We start from the raw sequence: 17,983 nt of genomic DNA, 5'->3' as shown, positions 1-17,983 counted from the left end.
TTTTGATGCTTTATTTTGTTTTCTTCTTAAGGTCCACTTTTTTCGCTTCTTCTTGGAATGCTTTAAACAAGGAGAAGCATATGAGAATCATGATAAAGGTGAACGGGAAGGCTGCGATGATCGCTGCCGTTTGTAATGCTCCTAATCCACCTTGCCAAAGAAGGACAGCAGCTGCTCCAGCCTGAATGACTCCCCATGTGAATTTCACTTGGTTTGTAGGATTCAAGCTTCCGTTTGTCGTCTGCATGCCAAGTACGAATGTGGCAGAGTCAGCAGATGTGATAAAGAACGTACTAATGAGCAATAGTCCAATGATGGACATGATTGATCCTAGTGGTACATTTTCCAACATAGAGAAGAGAGCGACTTCAGCTCCAAGTTCGCTGACATCTGAATAGAGATCAACATTATTGAAGTACTCAAGTGAAATAGCTGTTCCACCGAATACAGAGAACCATAGAGCTCCGAAGACTGTCGGTACTAGAAGTACACCTAAAATAAATTCTCTGATCGTACGCCCGCGGGATACACGTGCAATGAAGGTTCCAACAAATGGAGCCCAGGAAATCCACCAAGCCCAATAGAATATCGTCCAGCTTTGAACCCATGAACTATCTTCCTCAAATGGAGTCATCCGAAAACTCATGTATGGAAGATCCCTGAGATAAGATCCGAATGATGTTGTGAAATAATCCATGATAAAGTTTGTCGGACCTGCAAACAACATGAATACCATCAAACCAATAGCAAGTACGACGTTCGTATTACTAAGGTATTTAATCCCTTTGTTCAAACCAGTCATGGCTGAAGTCATAAAGAGGATAGTTACAACAGCGATAATCGTAAGTTGTAGTGTGAACGTATCTTCTAACCCATCAATGGTAAAGGCAAGACCACTGGAAATTTGTAGTGCACCTAATCCAAGAGATGTCGCTACACCAAAGATTGTTGCGAATACAGCGATAAAGTCAATCATCGTACCTAGAGGACCCTTCACTCTCTTTTCACCTAGGACTGGTGTGAGAGCGGCACTGATCACGCCAGGAGCGTCCTTTCTAAATTTAAAGTAAGCAAGGGCTAGAGCGATGACAGAGTAGAAGGCCCATGGGTGAAATCCCCAGTGGAAGAACGTGTACTTCATAGCTGACTGAGCCGCTTGTTCGCTCATCGGTTCTTGACCAGGGATCGGTGGAGTATGGAAGTGGAAAAGGGGTTCTGCAGATCCCCAGAAAACTAGTCCAATTCCCATACCAGCACTAAAGAGCATGGCAAACCATGTAATGTATGGATATTCCGGTTCATCATCAGGCTTACCTAGTTTTAATTTTCCATATTTCGAGAAGACCAAAAAGATAGCAAAAATTAAGAATCCTGTAGCTGACAGCAAGTAGAACCATCCAAATTTCTCTGTCAGGAAACCTTGAATGTTTGATGTTACATTTTGTAAGTTCCAAGTCGGTAATGTAGCTTCTGGGATGATTCCCCAGCCAATAAATAAGAATGCGATAACAACTGAAATGTAAAACACTTTTGATACTTGTTTCATTACTGACTTCCCTCCTAATAAAAGATTTCTTCACCACATTATGAATGATCTGTTAAATAGCATTTTTTCACTAATTGTTCTTGTTTTTCTGACAAATTTTGCAATTCTTCCAAGACATCGTGAAAACAAAGCAATTCATAAATTAAGATCGTCTGCGGTGGTAAATGGTGTCGGTAACCTGTCTGCTTTACGACATGGTCTTCTTTCCATTTCCAGAATGCATCATCCAATTGATTGACCATCTCGAATTGCCTTTCATTAATCGAGTGGGTCGGGTCACTAAGTACTTTGGTGAATTCCTCTGTAAGTGCAAGCAAAAGCTCTTTTTCCTCTTTCGTAAAATCAGAGGCTTTTGTTTGGACGTACTGTAAGTTTCCGAGATGATAAGCAATTTGTTGGAATGCCGCCAGTTTCCGTTGAGAGAGTTGAAAAGCGACCATCTCATCTTCTAAGTGGCGGTGGTATTTCCACTCTTCCCTTTGGTATTGAGAAAGCTGATTTGTCTTTTCCAGATGGGCCGTCAATTGCCGGTAGGACCTCTGAATCACACGAGTTTTCTCTTTAGATTCTGCCGTAACCTCAGAAATTATTCGTTTCAAAAGCAGACCAGCATGATTATACAAACCGTTGATGTTTTTGTAAATCATAGGCGAATAATTGGGTGGTAAAAGGAAAAAATTCACAAAAGTAGAGATGATGATTCCAATGGAGGTTGTACCCAATCTCGTGAAAAATGAAACCACATAGTGGTCCTGGAAGTCTGGAATCATGGCAGTCGCCGTGATGGTAGCGACTAAAATTCCATCATCCAGTTTCAGTTTGTGACAGACGGCGATCGTCACCATAGCTACAAGAGCGAATGTCAAAGCACCTTTTCCAAGCATCCCGTAAAATGCCGTCGCAAGTAAAGCGCCAATGGCTGAGGCAGGGAAGCGGACGAAGGCTTTCTTAATCGAATCTGCAGCGGTGTGTTCAATCGTTACAATAGCTGTGATGACAGCAAATATGATGGGTAAATTAAAAAAACCGCAAATCAATGCAGTCAAAAAGACAGAAATCCCCGTTTTCAATGTACGGCTTCCTAAAAATTTGAATTTTTTCAATGAATGTAGCATTTTGATCACCCATATGTAAGAAGTCATGAGACCACGGTTAAACATTATATAATATTTTACCCGAAAACGATAGAAAAAATGTTGATTTTTCTTTTATAATGGAGGAAGTGGAAATACATAACAGTGGAGGGAACACCTATGAAAAGATGGACAAGTTTGTTGTTTGTACTGATCTTTCTGCTTTCTGCCTGCTCGGGAGCAAACAGTGAAGAGGTTAAAAAAACGAAAGAAGAGCCAGCTGAGAAAGAGGCGACGGAAGAAGTTGAACAGGAAGAAGAATCGAAAGAAACAGCTGCTGAGGTAGAGGAGGCTGAAGAACCTGAAGAACCTGTCGAGAGAGGCGAAGCCTTCGACAGGAATGTAGAACCACAATATGAATTGACGGGGAACTGGTCTTTCAAACCGATCGCAGATGCGAATCCGAAAGTCGCTCTCCTTACCATTGATGATGCACCAGATACTCACGCAGTAGAGATGGCTAAAACGTTAAAAGAAAAAGATGCACCTGCAATCTTTTTTGTAAATGGCCATTTCATTGATACACCAGAAGAAAAAGAAAAATTAAAAGAGATTCACGAAATGGGTTTTCCTATTGGAAATCATACAGAAACCCACGCGAGCTTACCTGACCTAAATGAAGAAGAACAAAGAAAAGAAATTGTTGGACTGAATGATAAGATCGAAGAAATTATAGGTGAACGACCAATCTTTTTCCGTGCCCCATTTGGACAGAATACCGATTTTTCTAAGCAATTGGCAGAAGAAGAAGGCATGCTCGTCATGAACTGGACCTATGGATACGATTGGGAAAGTGAATACCAGGACGCTCAAGCTCTTGCTGACATCATGGTTAATACTCCCCTTCTAAATAACGGTGCTAACCTGCTCATGCACGACCGGGAATGGACAAATAAGGCACTCGGTCTTATCGCAGATGGTCTGCGAGAGAAAGGCTACGAGCTGTTAGACCCAGCCCTGATTCAAACACCATAGCTGAAAAGATCACTCCCACGAGTGATCTTTTTTTAGGCTTAAAGATGAATCCTGATCATATACTAGTAGGAAGAGAAATTATTAGTATGACACATTTTATAAAAAGTTATACTTTTGGGCTTGATTTTTCGATTGTGCCATATTAGAATAAAATTACGTTGAAAACGATTACAAATATGGGGAGTGGATGTGAATGGGTACAATCGTATGTCAAGACTGTCAGAAGGTAATTGAGCACTACGAAAATGAAAAGGTTTCTACTCTTTACAGCACCTGTCCTACTTGCAACAAACCAGAAGATAAATAAAGAGTATGTACTATTAAATGGGGGCATCATTCCTGAATAGGACGCATAAAAGGAAAGAACCAGGTCATGGACCTGGTTCTTTTTTGTTCCGCGAAAGGATTTACGATGTGAGGAAATCCTTTCGCGCCAAAGAGGCAGAGGATCGCGCCAAAGAGGCAGAGGATCGCGCCAAAGAGGCAGAGGATCGCGCCAAAGAGGCAGAGGATCGCGCCAAAGAGGCAGAGGATCGCGCCAAAGAGGCAGAGGATCGCGAAAAAGAACAATAACATAAAAAAAGAAGCCCGCACGGGGCCTCTTTTTATTTAAAAGCGCGTTGTTCACGAATGACTTGAATGGTTTCTAGTGTATCATCTTCAGGGCCTTGTACAGGTAGACCGGCTTCGACATTATCGTGGATGTAGTCGATGTTTTCTTGTGTAATGATTTCACCCGGGATGAAAATAGGGATGCCAGGGGGGTAAACCATCACGAATTCTGCACTGATCCTTCCAACTGCTTCTTTTAGCAAAATCGTTTCTGTCGAAGAGTAGAAGGCCTCTCTTGGAGAAAGGGCAAGCACAGGGATGTCTGGAACCTTTACCCGAATGTTTTCTGTCTCTTCTTTATCAGAGTGCTCATTGGAAAGTGTTTCTAAGCTTGAGATAAGCGCGTCGATTTCTTCTTCTCCATCACCAGGGGTGACGATACATAAAATGTTATACAAATCGGACAGTTCCACTTCGATATTAGCTTTTTCCCGGAGCCAAACCTCTACATCATAGCCAGACAATCCCAGTTTTTTCACGGAGATGATCAATTTCGTAGGGTCGAAGTCTACGGTCGCATCGCTTGTCAATATTTCGCTACCTGGGCAGTAAATGCCCGGTATTTCATTCAGTCTTCTTCTCGCATGATCAGCCAGACGTAGCGTTTCTTCCATCACCTCTCGGCCGTTGATAGCGAGGTGTCTGCGGGCAGCATCAAGACTCGCAAGCAAAAGGTATGAAGTTGAAGTCGTATGGAGCATAGACAAAATGGACTGGACCCTCTCATGTGACACGAGTCCCTCTCGTAAGTTCAGTACGGAACTTTGGGTTAGAGATCCGCCAAGCTTGTGCACGCTCGTAGCTGCCATGTCTGCTCCTGCCTGCATAGCAGAAAGGGGAAGACGCTCATGAAAGTGAATATGGACGCCGTGTGCCTCATCAACAAGGACGGGGATATCAAAACTGTGGGCAATGTTGACGATCTTTTTCAAATCGGCAGACACTCCGAAATAAGTCGGGTTGATGACGAGCAGTCCTTTCGCATCGGGGTGAGCTGCGCAAGCCTTCTCTACAGCGTCAGAAGTAATTCCATGAGAGATCCCGAAGCGGTCGTCAAGTTCCGGGTGGATAAAGACGGGTTTCGCACCTGAAAAAATAATCGCTGTCGTTACGGATTTATGGACGTTTCTCGGGACAATGATTTTATCACCGGGATGACAGACACTCATGATCATCGTCATAATCGCACCAGATGTGCCCTGGACGGAGAAGAAGGTATAATCTGCACCGAAGGCTTCTGCTGCAAGATCTTGCGCCTGTTTGATCATGCCTTGAGGATGGTGCAGGTCATCCAACGGCTCTATATTAATAAGATCGATAGAAAGTGCTTGGTCTCCAATAAAGGACCGGAATTCTTCATCCATTCCTTTTCCGCCTTTATGACCTGGGATATGAAATTGGACGGGCTTTCGGTCTCTATGTTTTTTTAACCCTGTAAACAGGGGAGTTTCGTGTTGGTTCATATGTGTTTCCACCTCTTTAAATTAGAAAAGCACATGAATTATAGCAGGTTCCGCGTTCCCTTGCTAGTCTTTTGTGTATCCTTTTTCCAATCATGCTAAAATAAAACACAAGGGAGGGATTCATGTGGAATGGAAAACTCGCATCACAGAAGCTTTAGGCATTACATACCCGATTATCCAAGGAGGACTTGCACATCTTGCTTATTCAGAATTGGCGGCAGCGGTATCAAACGCTGGGGGACTCGGTCAATTAACAGCGATGAGTATGGAAGGTCCAGATCAATTGAGAGAAGAAATTGATGCTGTAAGAGAAAAAACAAACCGTCCGTTTGGTGTGAACTTCGCGATTGGTCAGCATGGTCGTCCATTTGAAGAAATGGTTCAAGTAGCCGTGGAAAAAAAGGTGCCGGTCATCTCAGTTACAGGTGGGAATCCTGCCCCTGTTCTTGAACTTGTCAAGAATACTGGGATCAAAACCCTCGTACTTGTAGCAGCTAGACGGCAGGCTGTCAAAGCGGAAGAGCTTGGAGCTGATGCTGTTATGGTCGTCGGTCATGAAGGCGGTGGACACCTCGGTCGTGATGATGTAGGTACATTTGTCCTGACTCCACAAGTCGTAGACGCCGTGGATATACCTGTCATCGCATCAGGAGGAGTAGGAGACGGTAGAGGGCTGATGGCTGCACTTGCTTTAGGAGCGGAAGGAGTGGAAATGGGGACACGGTTTATCGCAACCAAAGAGTGTGTGCACGCACATCCCGCTTATCTGGAAGCTTTAATTCAAGCGGACGAGACATCCACTACCGTCATCAAAAGGAGTTTAAAGGCCCCGGCCCGCGCCTTGAAAAATGAGTGGACAGCACGTATTTTGGAATTAGAAGATGATCAAGCAGGTTATGAAGGCTTGAAATCATACATTAACGGCGAAGCGAATAAAACGTTCATTTATGATGGAAAACAAGACTACGGATTCGGTTGGGCTGGTCAAGTAGCTTCGAGGATCCATGATGTTCCATCGGTGGATGAATTGTTCAGGCGCATTGTCACAGAAGCAGAAGAAATCCGCGACCGGTGGAACAAGTAAGGAGGAAGAATAATGAGTTATACGTATCCAATCGATGAAATTTATTGGTCAAAAGAAGAAATTATCGATGTCGTCAATTTTTACAGCATGGTGGAACAAGCCTATGAAAAAGGAGTCGACCGTGAGGAGCTGATGCTCGCATACACCCGGTTCAAACAAATCGTTCCATCTAAAAGTGAAGAAAAAACGCTGTGCGGACAATTTGAAAAAGAATCCGGCTATTCCTGCTATAAAGCTGTCAAACAGGCGAAAGGTCTCAGTAAAGGCGACAAAGTGAAGATGTAAACAAAAAAAGGCGCTCCCAAAGGGGCGCCTTTCTTACTGATCCAGTTGTTTTGTTAAGCGGTATAGGGGTTCAAGGGTTTGAAACGTTTCTTTGCAAAGTTCAAGAAAAGCATCAGGATCTTTCAACCGCTCGTCACCACGTTCAATGTTCCTGCCACACAAAATCTCGGCTTTTTTTACCGTCTTCAGACGCTCCGTCATAATCAAGAACTTGTCCTCATCTACATCAGATTGCGGAATGCTGTCAGGCTTTGTGTGATCAATGGACCATACAAAGTCCTCCGGAATATGACCAAGAACTTCATCCTTGTTCTGCTCCAATTTGTAAGCAAAATCCTGTTTAATGGGGCTTTCGTAGATCACAGCAAACCAAATGAAAACATGAGTCTCCCACAGGCCGATCTGGAAGTGAGGAAGCTTCTTATAACCGCGTTTATTTGAGGCGAGTGCCGCCCATGTATCATTCGGCGGGTTCGTTTTCCGGCGCGCGTGTTTTGCTACGTGTACGAACATTTCGTCACCAGTCATGGCGGTAACATCTGCTGAGAGTTCTGTCGCGATAGCCTCAAGTTTCGGGGAAATACGATCTCTCAAAGCTTCCATTCTATTTTCTAATCCGGGAATGGTAAAAACGTCAAAATCCTCTTGTGTAAATCCACTAAATGTCGCCATTCGATCAACTCCTTCATTTCTCGCCCTTATTTTACCACAAGAAACCAAGCTTACTAAGAAATGTGTTCGGTTGGTTTGAATCCTGTAAAAATGGGTTACATATAAGTAATCTAATTGAAACTTCTGTCGCAAAAGTCACATATATATATAGTAAGGATTTGAAAGGGAGGGGTTAGCAGTGAAACATGTCATGGAAGCATTGCGTAAAAGAGAAGCTGAAGAGAAGCTCCCGGTAATCCGTATGGAAATTGATTACGAATTGGTGACGTTGCATGATGCCATGATCGCCGGAGATGTCGAACAAATGACAAAGACAAAGCGAAGACTCTCTGAACTTCGTAAGCAATTGATTGAATGGTCCATATAAGAGCGAGCAACACTATAGTTGCTCGTCTTTTTTATTGCCTTAAAATCCAAACGGCTTATTCAAGTATATGGCAGGATTGTTGAAGACTCAGTTTCGAGATGTTTCCAGGGTTCGTTGCCTTGTTGGGCGTCAGGGGTGGCTGGGAAGCTACTCGCTTTCCTGTGGGGGAGTGGCGAGCTTCCTCGGACTTTGTCCTGTGGGATCTCGCCTATCTCCTTTCTCCCACGGGAGTCTCCCAGCTTCCCAACCACCCCTTTCGATGTAAAGGAGAAACGAACCCTTGTACCAATTTGGAGGGTCTTCCACTATCCAGCTGTTAGAGGTTTAAAGCGTTCTGAATCAAGCTTTTAAGTATTATGGAGGTCTGCTATGATCCACTTCCCATAATCATACGAGCTGACCTTTTAGTAGTGGTTTCGAGAATCTTCCATGGTAAAGAGGCGGAGGGGAATGGCGAGACTCCTGCGGGAAAAAAAGTGCAGGGTGAGACCCCACAGGACGAAGTCCGAGGAGGCTCACCGCGCTCCCGCGGAAAGCGAGCTAGTCCCCGCAGCCCCATCCACTCAACTAAAGTCTCGAAACTGAGTCTTCAAGTAAAGGGAGCTTTAGTTGGACAAGGGGCGGATTTGATGCAATGTTGGGTTGGATTTGGTACGATAAAGATTGATACTTATAAAAGGGGTACGATGTTATGGATCAACAGAAAAAGAACGAGATTTTTGAAAACGCAAAAGCTTGGGTCTTGGAAGCTGGTGAACGAATCAAAAACAACATTGATTCGCCTCGATCCATTGAAACGAAATCCAACCCGAACGACCTGGTTACAGAAATGGACCAGGAAACAGAACAATTTTTCGCAAAAAAAATCAATGATACGTATCCGGATCATTACTTATTAGGAGAAGAGGGGTTCGGGGATGAAATAGAAGACCTCGGAGGAACCGTCTGGATTGTAGATCCCATTGATGGAACAATGAACTTTGTTCATCAAAAAAGGAACTTCGCCATTTCTGTTGGTATTTATTTTGACGGAGTCGGCGAAATCGGTTTAATTTACAACGTTATGGATGGTGTTTTGTACTCAGCTAAAAGAGGAGAAGGTGCTTACAGAAACGAAGTGAAGCTGCCACAGCTCAGTGAAGATCGACCACTGAATCAGTCCATTCTCGCGCTCAATACATCCTGGTTAATTCCTGAAAATCCACACGTAGACCATAAAGGCATGGAAGATCTAGTTAAAAAATTACGAAGTACCAGATCTTATGGATCAGCCGCCTTAGAATTTGCTTTTGTAGCCGAAGGACTGCTGGATGGGTATTTGACAATGACGTTGATGCCGTGGGATTACGCAGCTGGAAGCATTATCGTTCGTGAGGTGGGTGGAATCGTTACCCGTGCGGATCGGGAAGATTTGGACTTGTTGAACAAGACGACCGTCCTCGCGAGCCGTTCCAACATTCATGAAGAAATATCAAAAGATTACGTCCGTTTGAAGAAATAAAAGAAAGCGACCTCCATCGGGGTCGCTTTCTGCATGATTCAAGACGTTTGCTGTTGCTTTCTTTTTCTTCTCAAACCTACACTCATAAGAGCAAATCCTGAAAAGAAAAGGACGGCTGCCAGCCAGAAGATTTCTTGTCCGATCGCAAAACCAACAGCGATGAATGATAAAATAACGAGACTTGCTAAAAGTGCTGTGTTCAAATGAAAGTTTTTCAAAAGGCTCACCTCTATTCAGGTCTATTATATAGGATTTGTTTAAATAATGAAAATGGTTTCACGGGTAGCATCGAGCGAGGCTTTCTAGTATGATAGAAAGCAGAATAGGGTATCCATGAGGAGGAACATCATGAACGATATGTCCACACTGCCCGTGCCAACGGATCTATGGCCTGTGGCTGATTTCTTTTTCCGAGGTTTCGGAAGTGAAGTGAACTTAAATGATGAAAGCGAAGTAACCATGCTCTTTCGTTCTTTCATGCTTCTATACTTAACGACTGTAAGTCTAGCTATTATTACGTTCAAGCTCGGGTTCGCGAGAAAATTACCTTTAATGAAAACGATTGTCGTTTATTCCGTTCTCATTATAGGGACATTTATCTTAACCTTAATCCTTGGATTAAACTTGCCCCTTCCTGAAAGTTTAGTGGTGGCAGCTTTAATTCTTGGGATATACCGGGTCAGACTCCATAGAGAGCGCGGCGCCCGTCAGCAAAACGAATCATCCTGATCTAAAAGCCCCTCTCCTTTCAAATAAGGAGAGGGGCTTTTGCTTTGCCCTAAAGTGTCTAGTTATTAAAGAATATGGCAGGATTGTGGAAGACTTTATTTCGAGACTTTTATGGGAGCTTAGGGTCTCCTGGGAATAGCTCGCTTTCCGCGGGAGCGCGATGAGCCTCCTCAGGCTGACGCCTTGCGGGGTCTCACCTAGCACTCTTTTCCCGCAGGAGTCTCGCCATTCCCCTCCGCCCCTTTGCCAAGGAAGTTTCTCGAAACCACTTCCAGAAAATCAGCTTGTATGGTTGTGAGGAGTGGAACCCAAATACAGGGTAGATCAATTTCCAAAACCACTGCTCTCTAGTTATAAAGATCTCTATATAGATATTTCACAATCTAGATCCTTGTTTGACAAGTATATCCTCCTGCGACTCCCTTAGGTACGAAAACAAAAGTAGTTTGGTGACACTTATTTGATAGAGGGGCGGAGGGAAACGGTGAGACTCCTATGGGACGTGTGGGACAGGTGAGACCCCGGAAGGCGTAGCCTGAGGAGGCTCACCGCCCGCCCCATGGAAAGCGAACCTTTTCCCGGAGCCCCTAGAACCACACCATCGTTTCGAAACCGAGTCTTCCACAATCGGGAGCTTTTCTTTAACTGTGAAATTAAAAAAGAGAGAGGCAGAACCTCTCTCTTTTAGTAACTAGCTTAAATGCTTTTCTTTTTTGCGTTCTCTGTTGAAACGGAAATTCCCGGTAGCTAAACGTCTGTTGGTGTTTTCTTCTATACGATCGTGGCAGGATTGACACATGTACGTGTGAATCCGGCGATTCCGAAGTCGTTTTGCCTGCAGGCAGTAGCTGTCAATTCTCTCAATTTCATCGCAAATGACGCATTGTACACGCATCTTTTTCACCTCTATTTTTCCATTCGATTACATATAGTTTAACATAATAAGTTTTTTATAAATAGATTGGATTTCGACGTTTGACTTATCAGGGGATTGGGAAATGTAATTACAGAAGTAGAGGAAAGGATGATTTGTTTGAGAAAACGTTGGATATTTACGGCTATCGGTGCCACTCTTGGAGGAACAATTGCTTATTTCCTGAAAGATGAGGACAAGCGTCAGCAAGTCAAAGACAAAGCAAAATCAATCCAGAGCAGCCTAGGGAAATCAGAGGAAATGCCGATTGAAGAAGCTGGGAAACCTGAAACCGCTTCACTGGATAATTCGGATATGGTTGCAGAAGGATCTCAATTCGGCGTCCAATACTATAATGAGTTGACCGAAAAAGAAAGAGAAATCCTTGAGAAAAGCAACAGCTAAATCCCTGCGAGGATTTAGCTGTTTTTCTGTTCGTTTAGTTCTGCTTTGATTGTTCTTTTTCAACTTGCTCAAGCTGTTTTTGCTCTTTTTCCGGCACAGAATCCTGGTTGGAGTTGGATTGTGGTTTTTCTTCAACGGAACCACTCGGCATATAACGTCCGACAATTTTACTCAGTTCATCGGTGACTGCTTCCACAGGGTGACCTTCAGCCATTTTCTGACCAAGTCCTCTTATTCGTTCCACACCGTCTGCGTCTGCAATGACAGCCGCTTGTTTTCCGTAAGGGTCATGTTTTAAAGCTTCGGCTACAGAGTATTTAATTACGCCGACGCGGGAACGATCCAGGTCTTTGTCTACATCAATTCCTACAACTACATAGTTGCCAAGGACAAGGGCGGTTGCATCATGGACATCCGGAACCTGGACGGCAAGCTTTGCAAGATGTCTTGCCGCTTGCTGGCTCGTCATGTTTTTCTTTTCCACCGGATCTGAATCCGTGACATACTTCAACTCAGGGTCGCTTTGTCGCTCTTGAAGCAGTGACTCTTCACCGCCATTTTGCTGACACGCTACTAAGGCCAAAAGGGCTGCTAACCAAATAAATTTTTTCAAAGGAATCACCACTTTTTTATTTATAGCCTGTGTCAGCTTGCAGATAATATACAAAAAGGACAGCTAAAAAAGCTGCCCAATCCTTACTGCAATACAATTTTTTTGATTCCCTTGATCGGTTCGGAACGGTTGGATCCGTCTTTGAAATAAAGGTGAACGGGGCCGTGCTCTTGCAAAGGCTTTCCATTTTCAGCGAAAAGTAAAAGGGATTCGGATAAAACATCGGCATCGATCACTTTTTCGCCTTCATCCGTGACCAGGGCCGCTTTTTTCACATCAGCGGCTGGTTCGCTGGTATGTAGGAACGGCTTCAGTGGCATGAGAAACGTACCTTTTAGAATCCTTTGTTTTTCATAACGATTGATGCTTTTGTTGACAGGCGGGTTAATTTTTTGCTGATAAACTTCTCTGTCAAAACGGGTAGACTGGCGCTTTAATTCGTCTTCTTCCGTTAGTGCTGTCGGGTTTTCTTCACCTTCGAAGACCTCCGGAAAAGTCATTTTTCGATCGTCGAATATCCAGACGGTTGGGTCGAGTGTAATTGGGAATTTAACATTTCCTGCTATTTGAACAATCATGGCTTTGGCCACCTTTCGATTAATAAAAAGTCATCCATCCAAAATCATAGCAAAAAATGAATTCGATTTCATTAAAGGAGGCATGATCCATTGATTAAAGATATTACAGAAAGTGTTCTGGAAGATTGGTTGGACAACGTCCGCCCCTATGCCTACGACGGTCAGGTGGCCAACTATATCCCGGCACTATCACGCAGCAATCCAGAGGATCTAGCTGTCGCCATCCACTACTTAGATGGAGATGCAGTGGAGGCCGGAGAGACAGAAGTGAGGTTTACGCTTCAAAGCATTTCGAAAGTCATCTCACTCGCTTTGGCTCTTATGGATAATGGGGAAAGTTATGTGTTCGACCGTGTAGGCATGGAACCAACAGGGGATCCTTTTCATTCGATCTACCGTTTGGAACAAATCCCATCTAAGCCGCTCAATCCAATGATCAACGCAGGGGCCCTTGCGGTAACAAATATGATCCACGGAGATACACCTGATGAAAAGGTCGGCCGCTTATTGAGCTTTATTCATGACTTGACCGATGATCATTCCATCGGATACAACGAAGAAGTGGCTACCTCGGAATTCGAATCTGCTTTTTTGAACCGGTCCCTGCTTTTTTACATGAAGCAGCATCAGATTGTCACCGGGAGTGTAGAAGAAACTCTTGATGCCTATACCAAACAATGTGCGATTGAAGTGAATGTCTGTCAACTCGCCCGAATCGGAGCGCTGCTTGCAAATGGAGGGAAGGATATCCACTCGGGACGGAGAATCATACCGAAGCATCTCGCAAGAATTTGTAAAACATTTATGGTGACGTGCGGGATGTATGATGCTTCAGGTTCTTTTGCCATCAAAGTTGGTATCCCGGCCAAAAGTGGTGTATCAGGATCCGTCCTCGCATCCTTAAACGAGTTTGGAGGAATCGCGGTATATGGGCCGAGCCTTGATGAAAAGGGGAACAGCGTTGTAGGCTTAAAACTTTTAGAAATCCTGTCCAATCGATACGATTTATCGATCTTCTAATTGTTCATTCCTATCTTGCATTTTATTGTGTTAAACGATAAGATAAAAAAAGAAAGACTCGTACATTGGAGGGGATTTTGATGTTGTCTGATGTGGCTGTGGATCATCGAGAAAAAGCCTATGCCCTTCTAAAAGCTGACGCTGATAAAATATTGAGGTTAATAAAAGTACAGATGGACAACTTGACGATGCCTCAGTGTCCACTTTACGAAGAAGTTTTAGATACACAAATGTTTGGATTATCCCGCGAAATTCATTTTGCGGTTCGCTTGAATTTAATCAGCGATGAAGAAGGAAAAGCACTTTTGGATAACCTTGAAAAACAGTTGAACGTTTTGCATGAGGCTGCACAGAAGTCATAAGATAAGAACTCAAATTGCGACGGTTTGTTGTAATTTGAGTTTTTTTATTTCTCATATACAAAAACGAAGAGCTTTTTAATCCAGTTTGCCAGGTACTCTTCCTACTAAAATTGTCAGATTTGAAGGAATTTTCGTTACTTGAGTAGAAAACTAAGTAACAGAACGTTCAAATTCCTAAAATATAGACAAACAGGGAGTGGAATCATGGCAAATACGAAGAAAATCAATAAAGTTTTAGTCGCTAACCGTGGCGAGATTGCTATTCGAGTCTTTCGTGCGTGTACAGAATTAAATATTCGTACCGTCGCCATTTATTCGCAGGAAGATACGGGGTCCTACCACCGTTATAAAGCTGATGAGGCGTATTTGATCGGCGAGGGGAAGAAGCCGATCGATGCGTATTTGGATATTGAAGGAATTATTGAAATCGCTAAGAGTGTGGGGGTTGATGCCATCCACCCTGGATATGGATTTTTATCTGAAAACATCGAGTTCGCGAGACGGTGTGAAGAAGAAGGGCTTACTTTTATTGGGCCGACTAGTGAACATCTGAATATGTTCGGAGATAAAGTGAAGGCGAGGGATCAAGCCGTCCAAGCGGAAATTCCCGTTATTCCAGGGAGTGATGGTCCTGTCAGTGGCTTGGAAGAGATTCGGCAGTTCGGTGAAATGCATGGCTATCCATTAATGATCAAAGCGGCGATGGGCGGTGGCGGCCGGGGGATGCGTGTCGTCAGAAGTGCTACCACCTTGGAAGAATCCTATGACCGTGCCCGTTCGGAAGCACGAGCCGCTTTCGGCAGTGATGAAGTATATGTCGAAAAGCTGATCGAACAACCCAAACACATTGAGGTTCAAATCATTGGTGACCGGGAAGGAAATATTGTTCACTTGTATGAAAGGGACTGTTCGGTCCAGCGTAGACACCAAAAGGTTGTGGAGATCGCTCCGAGTGTCAGCTTAAAGGATGGAGTAAGAGAAGCCATATGTGATGCAGCAGTCAAACTTATGGATAATGTGAAATACATCAACGCCGGTACGGTAGAATTCCTAGTAACTGGAGATGAATTTTACTTTATAGAAGTGAACCCCCGTGTACAGGTGGAGCACACAATCACAGAAATGATTACCGGTGTGGACATCGTTCAGACCCAAATTCTTGTCGCGGAAGGATATGACTTACATAGCGACCGCATCTCCATACCGAAACAAGAGGACATTGTCACGCATGGATATGCGATTCAATCCCGTGTCACAACCGAAGACCCTCTGAACAACTTCATGCCGGATACAGGGAAAATCATGGCTTATCGTTCTGGAGGCGGCTTCGGGGTGAGACTGGATGCCGGAAACGGGTTTCAGGGAGCGGTCATCTCTCCTTACTACGATTCTTTGCTTGTCAAACTGTCTACGTGGGCGCTCAGTTTTGAACAAGCCGCTCATAAGATGGTTAGAAACTTAAAAGAATTCCGTATACGCGGAATCAAAACGAACATCCCTTTCTTGGAGAATGTCGTCCAGCACAAGCAGTTCCTGAACGGAGAATATGATACAACGTTTATCGACCGTTCTCCAGAGCTCTTCGTTTTTCCAAAACGAAAGGATCGCGGGACGAAAATGTTGTCCTATATCGCTGATCGGACCATCAATGGTTTCGAAGGATACGGCAATCGTAAGAAACCGAGCTATTCAAAGCCAAGAATTCCAATGATCAAGCATTCGGAACCGATTCCAGATGGGACAAAACAAATTCTTGATGAAAGAGGTCCTGAAGGTCTCGCTTCATGGTTGAAAGAGAGGAATGAAGTTCTGCTCACAGATACGACCTTCCGGGATGCCCACCAGTCGTTACTCGCCACCCGGGTAAGGACGAAAGATCTTGAGAATATAGCAGAGCCAACGGCCCGTCTCTTACCTGATTTGTTTTCATTAGAAATGTGGGGAGGAGCGACGTTCGATGTTTCTTACCGTTTCTTGAATGAAGATCCTTGGGAGCGTTTGTTGAAGTTGAGGGCTCAAGCACCGAATGTGCTTTTCCAAATGCTTTTAAGAGCTTCCAATGCGGTCGGATACAAAAACTATCCCGACAACCTCATTCGTGAATTTGTAGAAAAAAGCGCATCAGCAGGGATCGATGTCTTCCGGATTTTCGACAGCCTTAACTGGGTAGAGGGCATGAAGCTCGCCATCGATTCTGTGCGGGAGAGTGGAAAAGTTGCCGAAGCGGCGATGTGTTATACAGGGGATATCCTTGATAGCAGCCGACCGAAGTATGATCTTGCTTACTATAAAAAGCTGGCGCTCGAACTTCAGGAAGCTGGTGCTCATATCCTTGGTATTAAAGATATGGCTGGATTGCTCAAACCGGAAGCGGCTTACCAGTTGATCAGCTCACTGAAGGAAACCGTCGACATCCCGATCCATCTGCATACGCATGACACGAGTGGAAATGGATTGTTCACATATGCGAGAGCGATTGAAGCAGGTGTCGATGTCGTCGATGTTGCCACGGGTTCAATGGCAGGATTGACCTCCCAGCCGAGTGCAAACAGCCTTTACTATGCTCTTGAAGGTAGTGAGCGTAAGCCGAATTTGGACATTTCCGCTTATGAAGAGCTCGGACACTTTTGGGAAGATACGAGAAAATACTATCAGGATTTCGAGAGCGGGATGATGGCTCCACACACAGAAGTGTACGAACACGAAATGCCCGGAGGACAATACAGTAACTTGCAGCAGCAGGCAAAAGCGGTTGGGTTAGGGCACCGTTGGGATGAAGTCAAGTCGATGTATCGCCGGGTGAATGATATGTTCGGTGATATCGTAAAAGTAACACCGTCTTCGAAAATCGTCGGAGATATGGCTCTCTATATGGTCCAAAATGAGCTGAATGAAGACGATATTTATGAAAAAGGCGATTCTCTTGATTTCCCTGACAGTGTCGTTGAATTCTTCCAAGGCTACCTCGGCCAGCCCTACGGCGGATTCCCTGCGGAACTACAACGCATCATATTGAAAGGGCGGGAGCCGATCACGGTGAGACCAGGGGAGCTATTGGAACCGGTCGACTTCAATAATTTGAAAGAAACACTGTTCCATTCCCTAGATCGACAAGTAACAAGCTTTGATATGATCAGCTACGCTCTTTATCCAAAAGTGTTCATGGACCATCATAAGTTTAGAGAGCAATACGGGGATATGTCAGTACTCGACACCCCAACCTTCTTTTATGGAATGAGGCTGGGTGAGGAAATTGAAGTGGAAATCGAGCAAGGAAAAACCTTAATCGTGAAGCTTGTCTCCGTGGGTGAGCCGCAGATCGATGGAACCCGCACGGTATATTTTGAATTAAATGGCCAACCTCGTGAAGTCGTTGTGAAGGATGAGAACGTGAAAGCAGCTGTTCAACAGCGTCCGAAAGCAGATAAAGCGGACAGCAAACACATTGGTGCAACAATGCCAGGGACAGTCATTAAAGTGTTGTCTAATAAAGGTGAGGAAGTGAAGAAAGGCGATCACCTGATGATCACAGAAGCGATGAAAATGGAGACCACCGTCCAAGCACCTTTTGATGGTGTCATTAAGGATATCTACGTAGAAAACAATGAAGCTATCCATGTCGGTGATCTACTCATTGAATTTGAATGATCCAAAAACAGTGGAAGCCACTTAGTGGTTTCCACTGTTTCATGAATGAATCAACAATTGGACTAAAGTGTTCAGTA

At 44.2% G+C, this 17,983-nt stretch carries 20 protein-coding genes; 12 read left to right on the top strand and 8 right to left on the bottom strand.

Annotated features, from left to right (window positions below):
• Positions 1–10 precede the first annotated feature (10 nt).
• The gene (locus K2225_RS02725; protein ID WP_220583359.1) at positions 11–1,546 is read right to left on the bottom strand and encodes a glycine betaine uptake BCCT transporter; all 1,536 of its coding nucleotides are present in this window, start codon (positions 1,544–1,546) and stop codon (positions 11–13) included.
• 38 nt (positions 1,547–1,584) lie between these two features.
• Complete coding sequence (locus K2225_RS02720) at positions 1,585–2,661, bottom strand: FUSC family protein (RefSeq protein ID WP_220583358.1); 1,077 nt, start codon at positions 2,659–2,661, stop codon at positions 1,585–1,587.
• Positions 2,662–2,799: 138 nt separating this feature from the next.
• Between K2225_RS02720 and K2225_RS02715 the strand changes: the two genes are divergently transcribed.
• The 3 genes from K2225_RS02715 to K2225_RS02705 all read left to right on the top strand — a co-directional run bounded on the left by K2225_RS02715 (position 2,800) and on the right by K2225_RS02705 (position 4,227).
• The gene (locus tag K2225_RS02715; RefSeq protein ID WP_220583357.1) at positions 2,800–3,654 is read left to right on the top strand and encodes a polysaccharide deacetylase family protein; all 855 of its coding nucleotides are present in this window, start codon (positions 2,800–2,802) and stop codon (positions 3,652–3,654) included.
• Positions 3,655–3,847: 193 nt separating this feature from the next.
• Positions 3,848–3,961 carry a GapA-binding peptide SR1P gene (locus tag K2225_RS02710; RefSeq protein ID WP_089652758.1) on the top strand — a complete coding sequence of 38 codons (114 nt, stop codon included), beginning with the start codon at positions 3,848–3,850 and terminating at the stop codon, positions 3,959–3,961.
• Between the two features lie 107 nt (positions 3,962–4,068).
• Positions 4,069–4,227, top strand: a complete 159-nt coding sequence (locus K2225_RS02705; RefSeq protein WP_220583356.1) for a hypothetical protein — start codon at positions 4,069–4,071, stop codon at positions 4,225–4,227.
• A gap of 32 nt (positions 4,228–4,259) precedes the next feature.
• Here K2225_RS02705 and K2225_RS02700 read toward each other — a convergent pair whose 3' ends face one another.
• Entirely contained in the window at positions 4,260–5,729 is a 1,470-nt protein-coding gene (locus K2225_RS02700; protein WP_220583355.1) for an aminotransferase class I/II-fold pyridoxal phosphate-dependent enzyme, read from the bottom strand.
• Positions 5,730–5,853: 124 nt separating this feature from the next.
• On the opposite strand from K2225_RS02700, the gene K2225_RS02695 reads away from it, so the two are divergent.
• Together K2225_RS02695 and K2225_RS02690 are read left to right on the top strand one after the other, a co-directional pair.
• Positions 5,854–6,813 carry an NAD(P)H-dependent flavin oxidoreductase gene (locus K2225_RS02695; RefSeq protein ID WP_220583354.1) on the top strand — a complete coding sequence of 320 codons (960 nt, stop codon included), beginning with the start codon at positions 5,854–5,856 and terminating at the stop codon, positions 6,811–6,813.
• A 12-nt stretch (positions 6,814–6,825) separates the two neighbouring features.
• Positions 6,826–7,098 (top strand): UPF0223 family protein, encoded by a 273-nt coding sequence (locus K2225_RS02690; RefSeq protein WP_146818830.1) that lies wholly within the window; start codon positions 6,826–6,828, stop codon positions 7,096–7,098.
• Between the two features lie 33 nt (positions 7,099–7,131).
• Here the strand turns inward: K2225_RS02690 and K2225_RS02685 are convergent, their stop codons facing one another.
• Positions 7,132–7,770: a YktB family protein gene (locus tag K2225_RS02685; RefSeq protein WP_220583353.1), complete on the bottom strand. Its 639-nt coding sequence runs from the start codon at positions 7,768–7,770 to the stop codon at positions 7,132–7,134.
• Between the two features lie 178 nt (positions 7,771–7,948).
• On the opposite strand from K2225_RS02685, the gene K2225_RS02680 reads away from it, so the two are divergent.
• Positions 7,949–8,137 carry a hypothetical protein gene (locus K2225_RS02680; RefSeq protein WP_220583352.1) on the top strand — a complete coding sequence of 63 codons (189 nt, stop codon included), beginning with the start codon at positions 7,949–7,951 and terminating at the stop codon, positions 8,135–8,137.
• A 691-nt stretch (positions 8,138–8,828) separates the two neighbouring features.
• Positions 8,829–9,638 (top strand): inositol monophosphatase family protein, encoded by an 810-nt coding sequence (locus tag K2225_RS02675; RefSeq protein ID WP_220583351.1) that lies wholly within the window; start codon positions 8,829–8,831, stop codon positions 9,636–9,638.
• 38 nt (positions 9,639–9,676) lie between these two features.
• Here the strand turns inward: K2225_RS02675 and K2225_RS02670 are convergent, their stop codons facing one another.
• Entirely contained in the window at positions 9,677–9,865 is a 189-nt protein-coding gene (locus K2225_RS02670) for a hypothetical protein (RefSeq protein ID WP_246139367.1), read from the bottom strand.
• 121 nt (positions 9,866–9,986) lie between these two features.
• Between K2225_RS02670 and K2225_RS02665 the strand changes: the two genes are divergently transcribed.
• Positions 9,987–10,367, top strand: a complete 381-nt coding sequence (locus K2225_RS02665; protein ID WP_220583350.1) for a YlaH-like family protein — start codon at positions 9,987–9,989, stop codon at positions 10,365–10,367.
• Between the two features lie 691 nt (positions 10,368–11,058).
• On the opposite strand, the gene K2225_RS02660 is transcribed toward K2225_RS02665, so the two are convergent.
• Positions 11,059–11,262 carry a YlaI family protein gene (locus K2225_RS02660; protein ID WP_220583349.1) on the bottom strand — a complete coding sequence of 68 codons (204 nt, stop codon included), beginning with the start codon at positions 11,260–11,262 and terminating at the stop codon, positions 11,059–11,061.
• A gap of 138 nt (positions 11,263–11,400) precedes the next feature.
• Here K2225_RS02660 and K2225_RS02655 point away from each other — a divergent pair, with 138 nt between their 5' ends.
• On the top strand, positions 11,401–11,685 hold the full coding sequence (locus tag K2225_RS02655) for a hypothetical protein (RefSeq protein ID WP_220583348.1): 285 nt from the start codon (positions 11,401–11,403) through the stop codon (positions 11,683–11,685).
• A gap of 34 nt (positions 11,686–11,719) precedes the next feature.
• On the opposite strand, the gene K2225_RS02650 is transcribed toward K2225_RS02655, so the two are convergent.
• Positions 11,720–12,298: a YhcN/YlaJ family sporulation lipoprotein gene (locus tag K2225_RS02650; RefSeq protein WP_220583347.1), complete on the bottom strand. Its 579-nt coding sequence runs from the start codon at positions 12,296–12,298 to the stop codon at positions 11,720–11,722.
• An 83-nt stretch (positions 12,299–12,381) separates the two neighbouring features.
• Positions 12,382–12,876 carry a hypothetical protein gene (locus K2225_RS02645; RefSeq protein WP_220583346.1) on the bottom strand — a complete coding sequence of 165 codons (495 nt, stop codon included), beginning with the start codon at positions 12,874–12,876 and terminating at the stop codon, positions 12,382–12,384.
• 90 nt (positions 12,877–12,966) lie between these two features.
• On the opposite strand from K2225_RS02645, the gene glsA reads away from it, so the two are divergent.
• The 3 genes from glsA to pyc all read left to right on the top strand — a co-directional run bounded on the left by glsA (position 12,967) and on the right by pyc (position 17,906).
• Positions 12,967–13,896: a glutaminase A gene (gene glsA, locus K2225_RS02640; RefSeq protein WP_220583345.1), complete on the top strand. Its 930-nt coding sequence runs from the start codon at positions 12,967–12,969 to the stop codon at positions 13,894–13,896.
• A gap of 80 nt (positions 13,897–13,976) precedes the next feature.
• Positions 13,977–14,258 carry an Fpa/YlaN family protein gene (locus K2225_RS02635; protein WP_075036512.1) on the top strand — a complete coding sequence of 94 codons (282 nt, stop codon included), beginning with the start codon at positions 13,977–13,979 and terminating at the stop codon, positions 14,256–14,258.
• Positions 14,259–14,462: 204 nt separating this feature from the next.
• Positions 14,463–17,906, top strand: coding sequence for a pyruvate carboxylase (gene pyc, locus K2225_RS02630; protein WP_220583344.1), 3,444 nt, complete (start codon positions 14,463–14,465; stop codon positions 17,904–17,906).
• Positions 17,907–17,983 lie beyond the last annotated feature (77 nt).

Origin of the sequence: Halobacillus sp. Nhm2S1 (genome assembly GCF_019599545.1) — a bacterium.
Taxonomy (GTDB): Bacteria; Bacillota; Bacilli; order Bacillales; family Halobacillaceae; genus Halobacillus.
The sequence above is the reverse complement of the archived record's forward strand: the minus strand, read 5'-3'. Positions and strand labels throughout refer to the sequence as shown.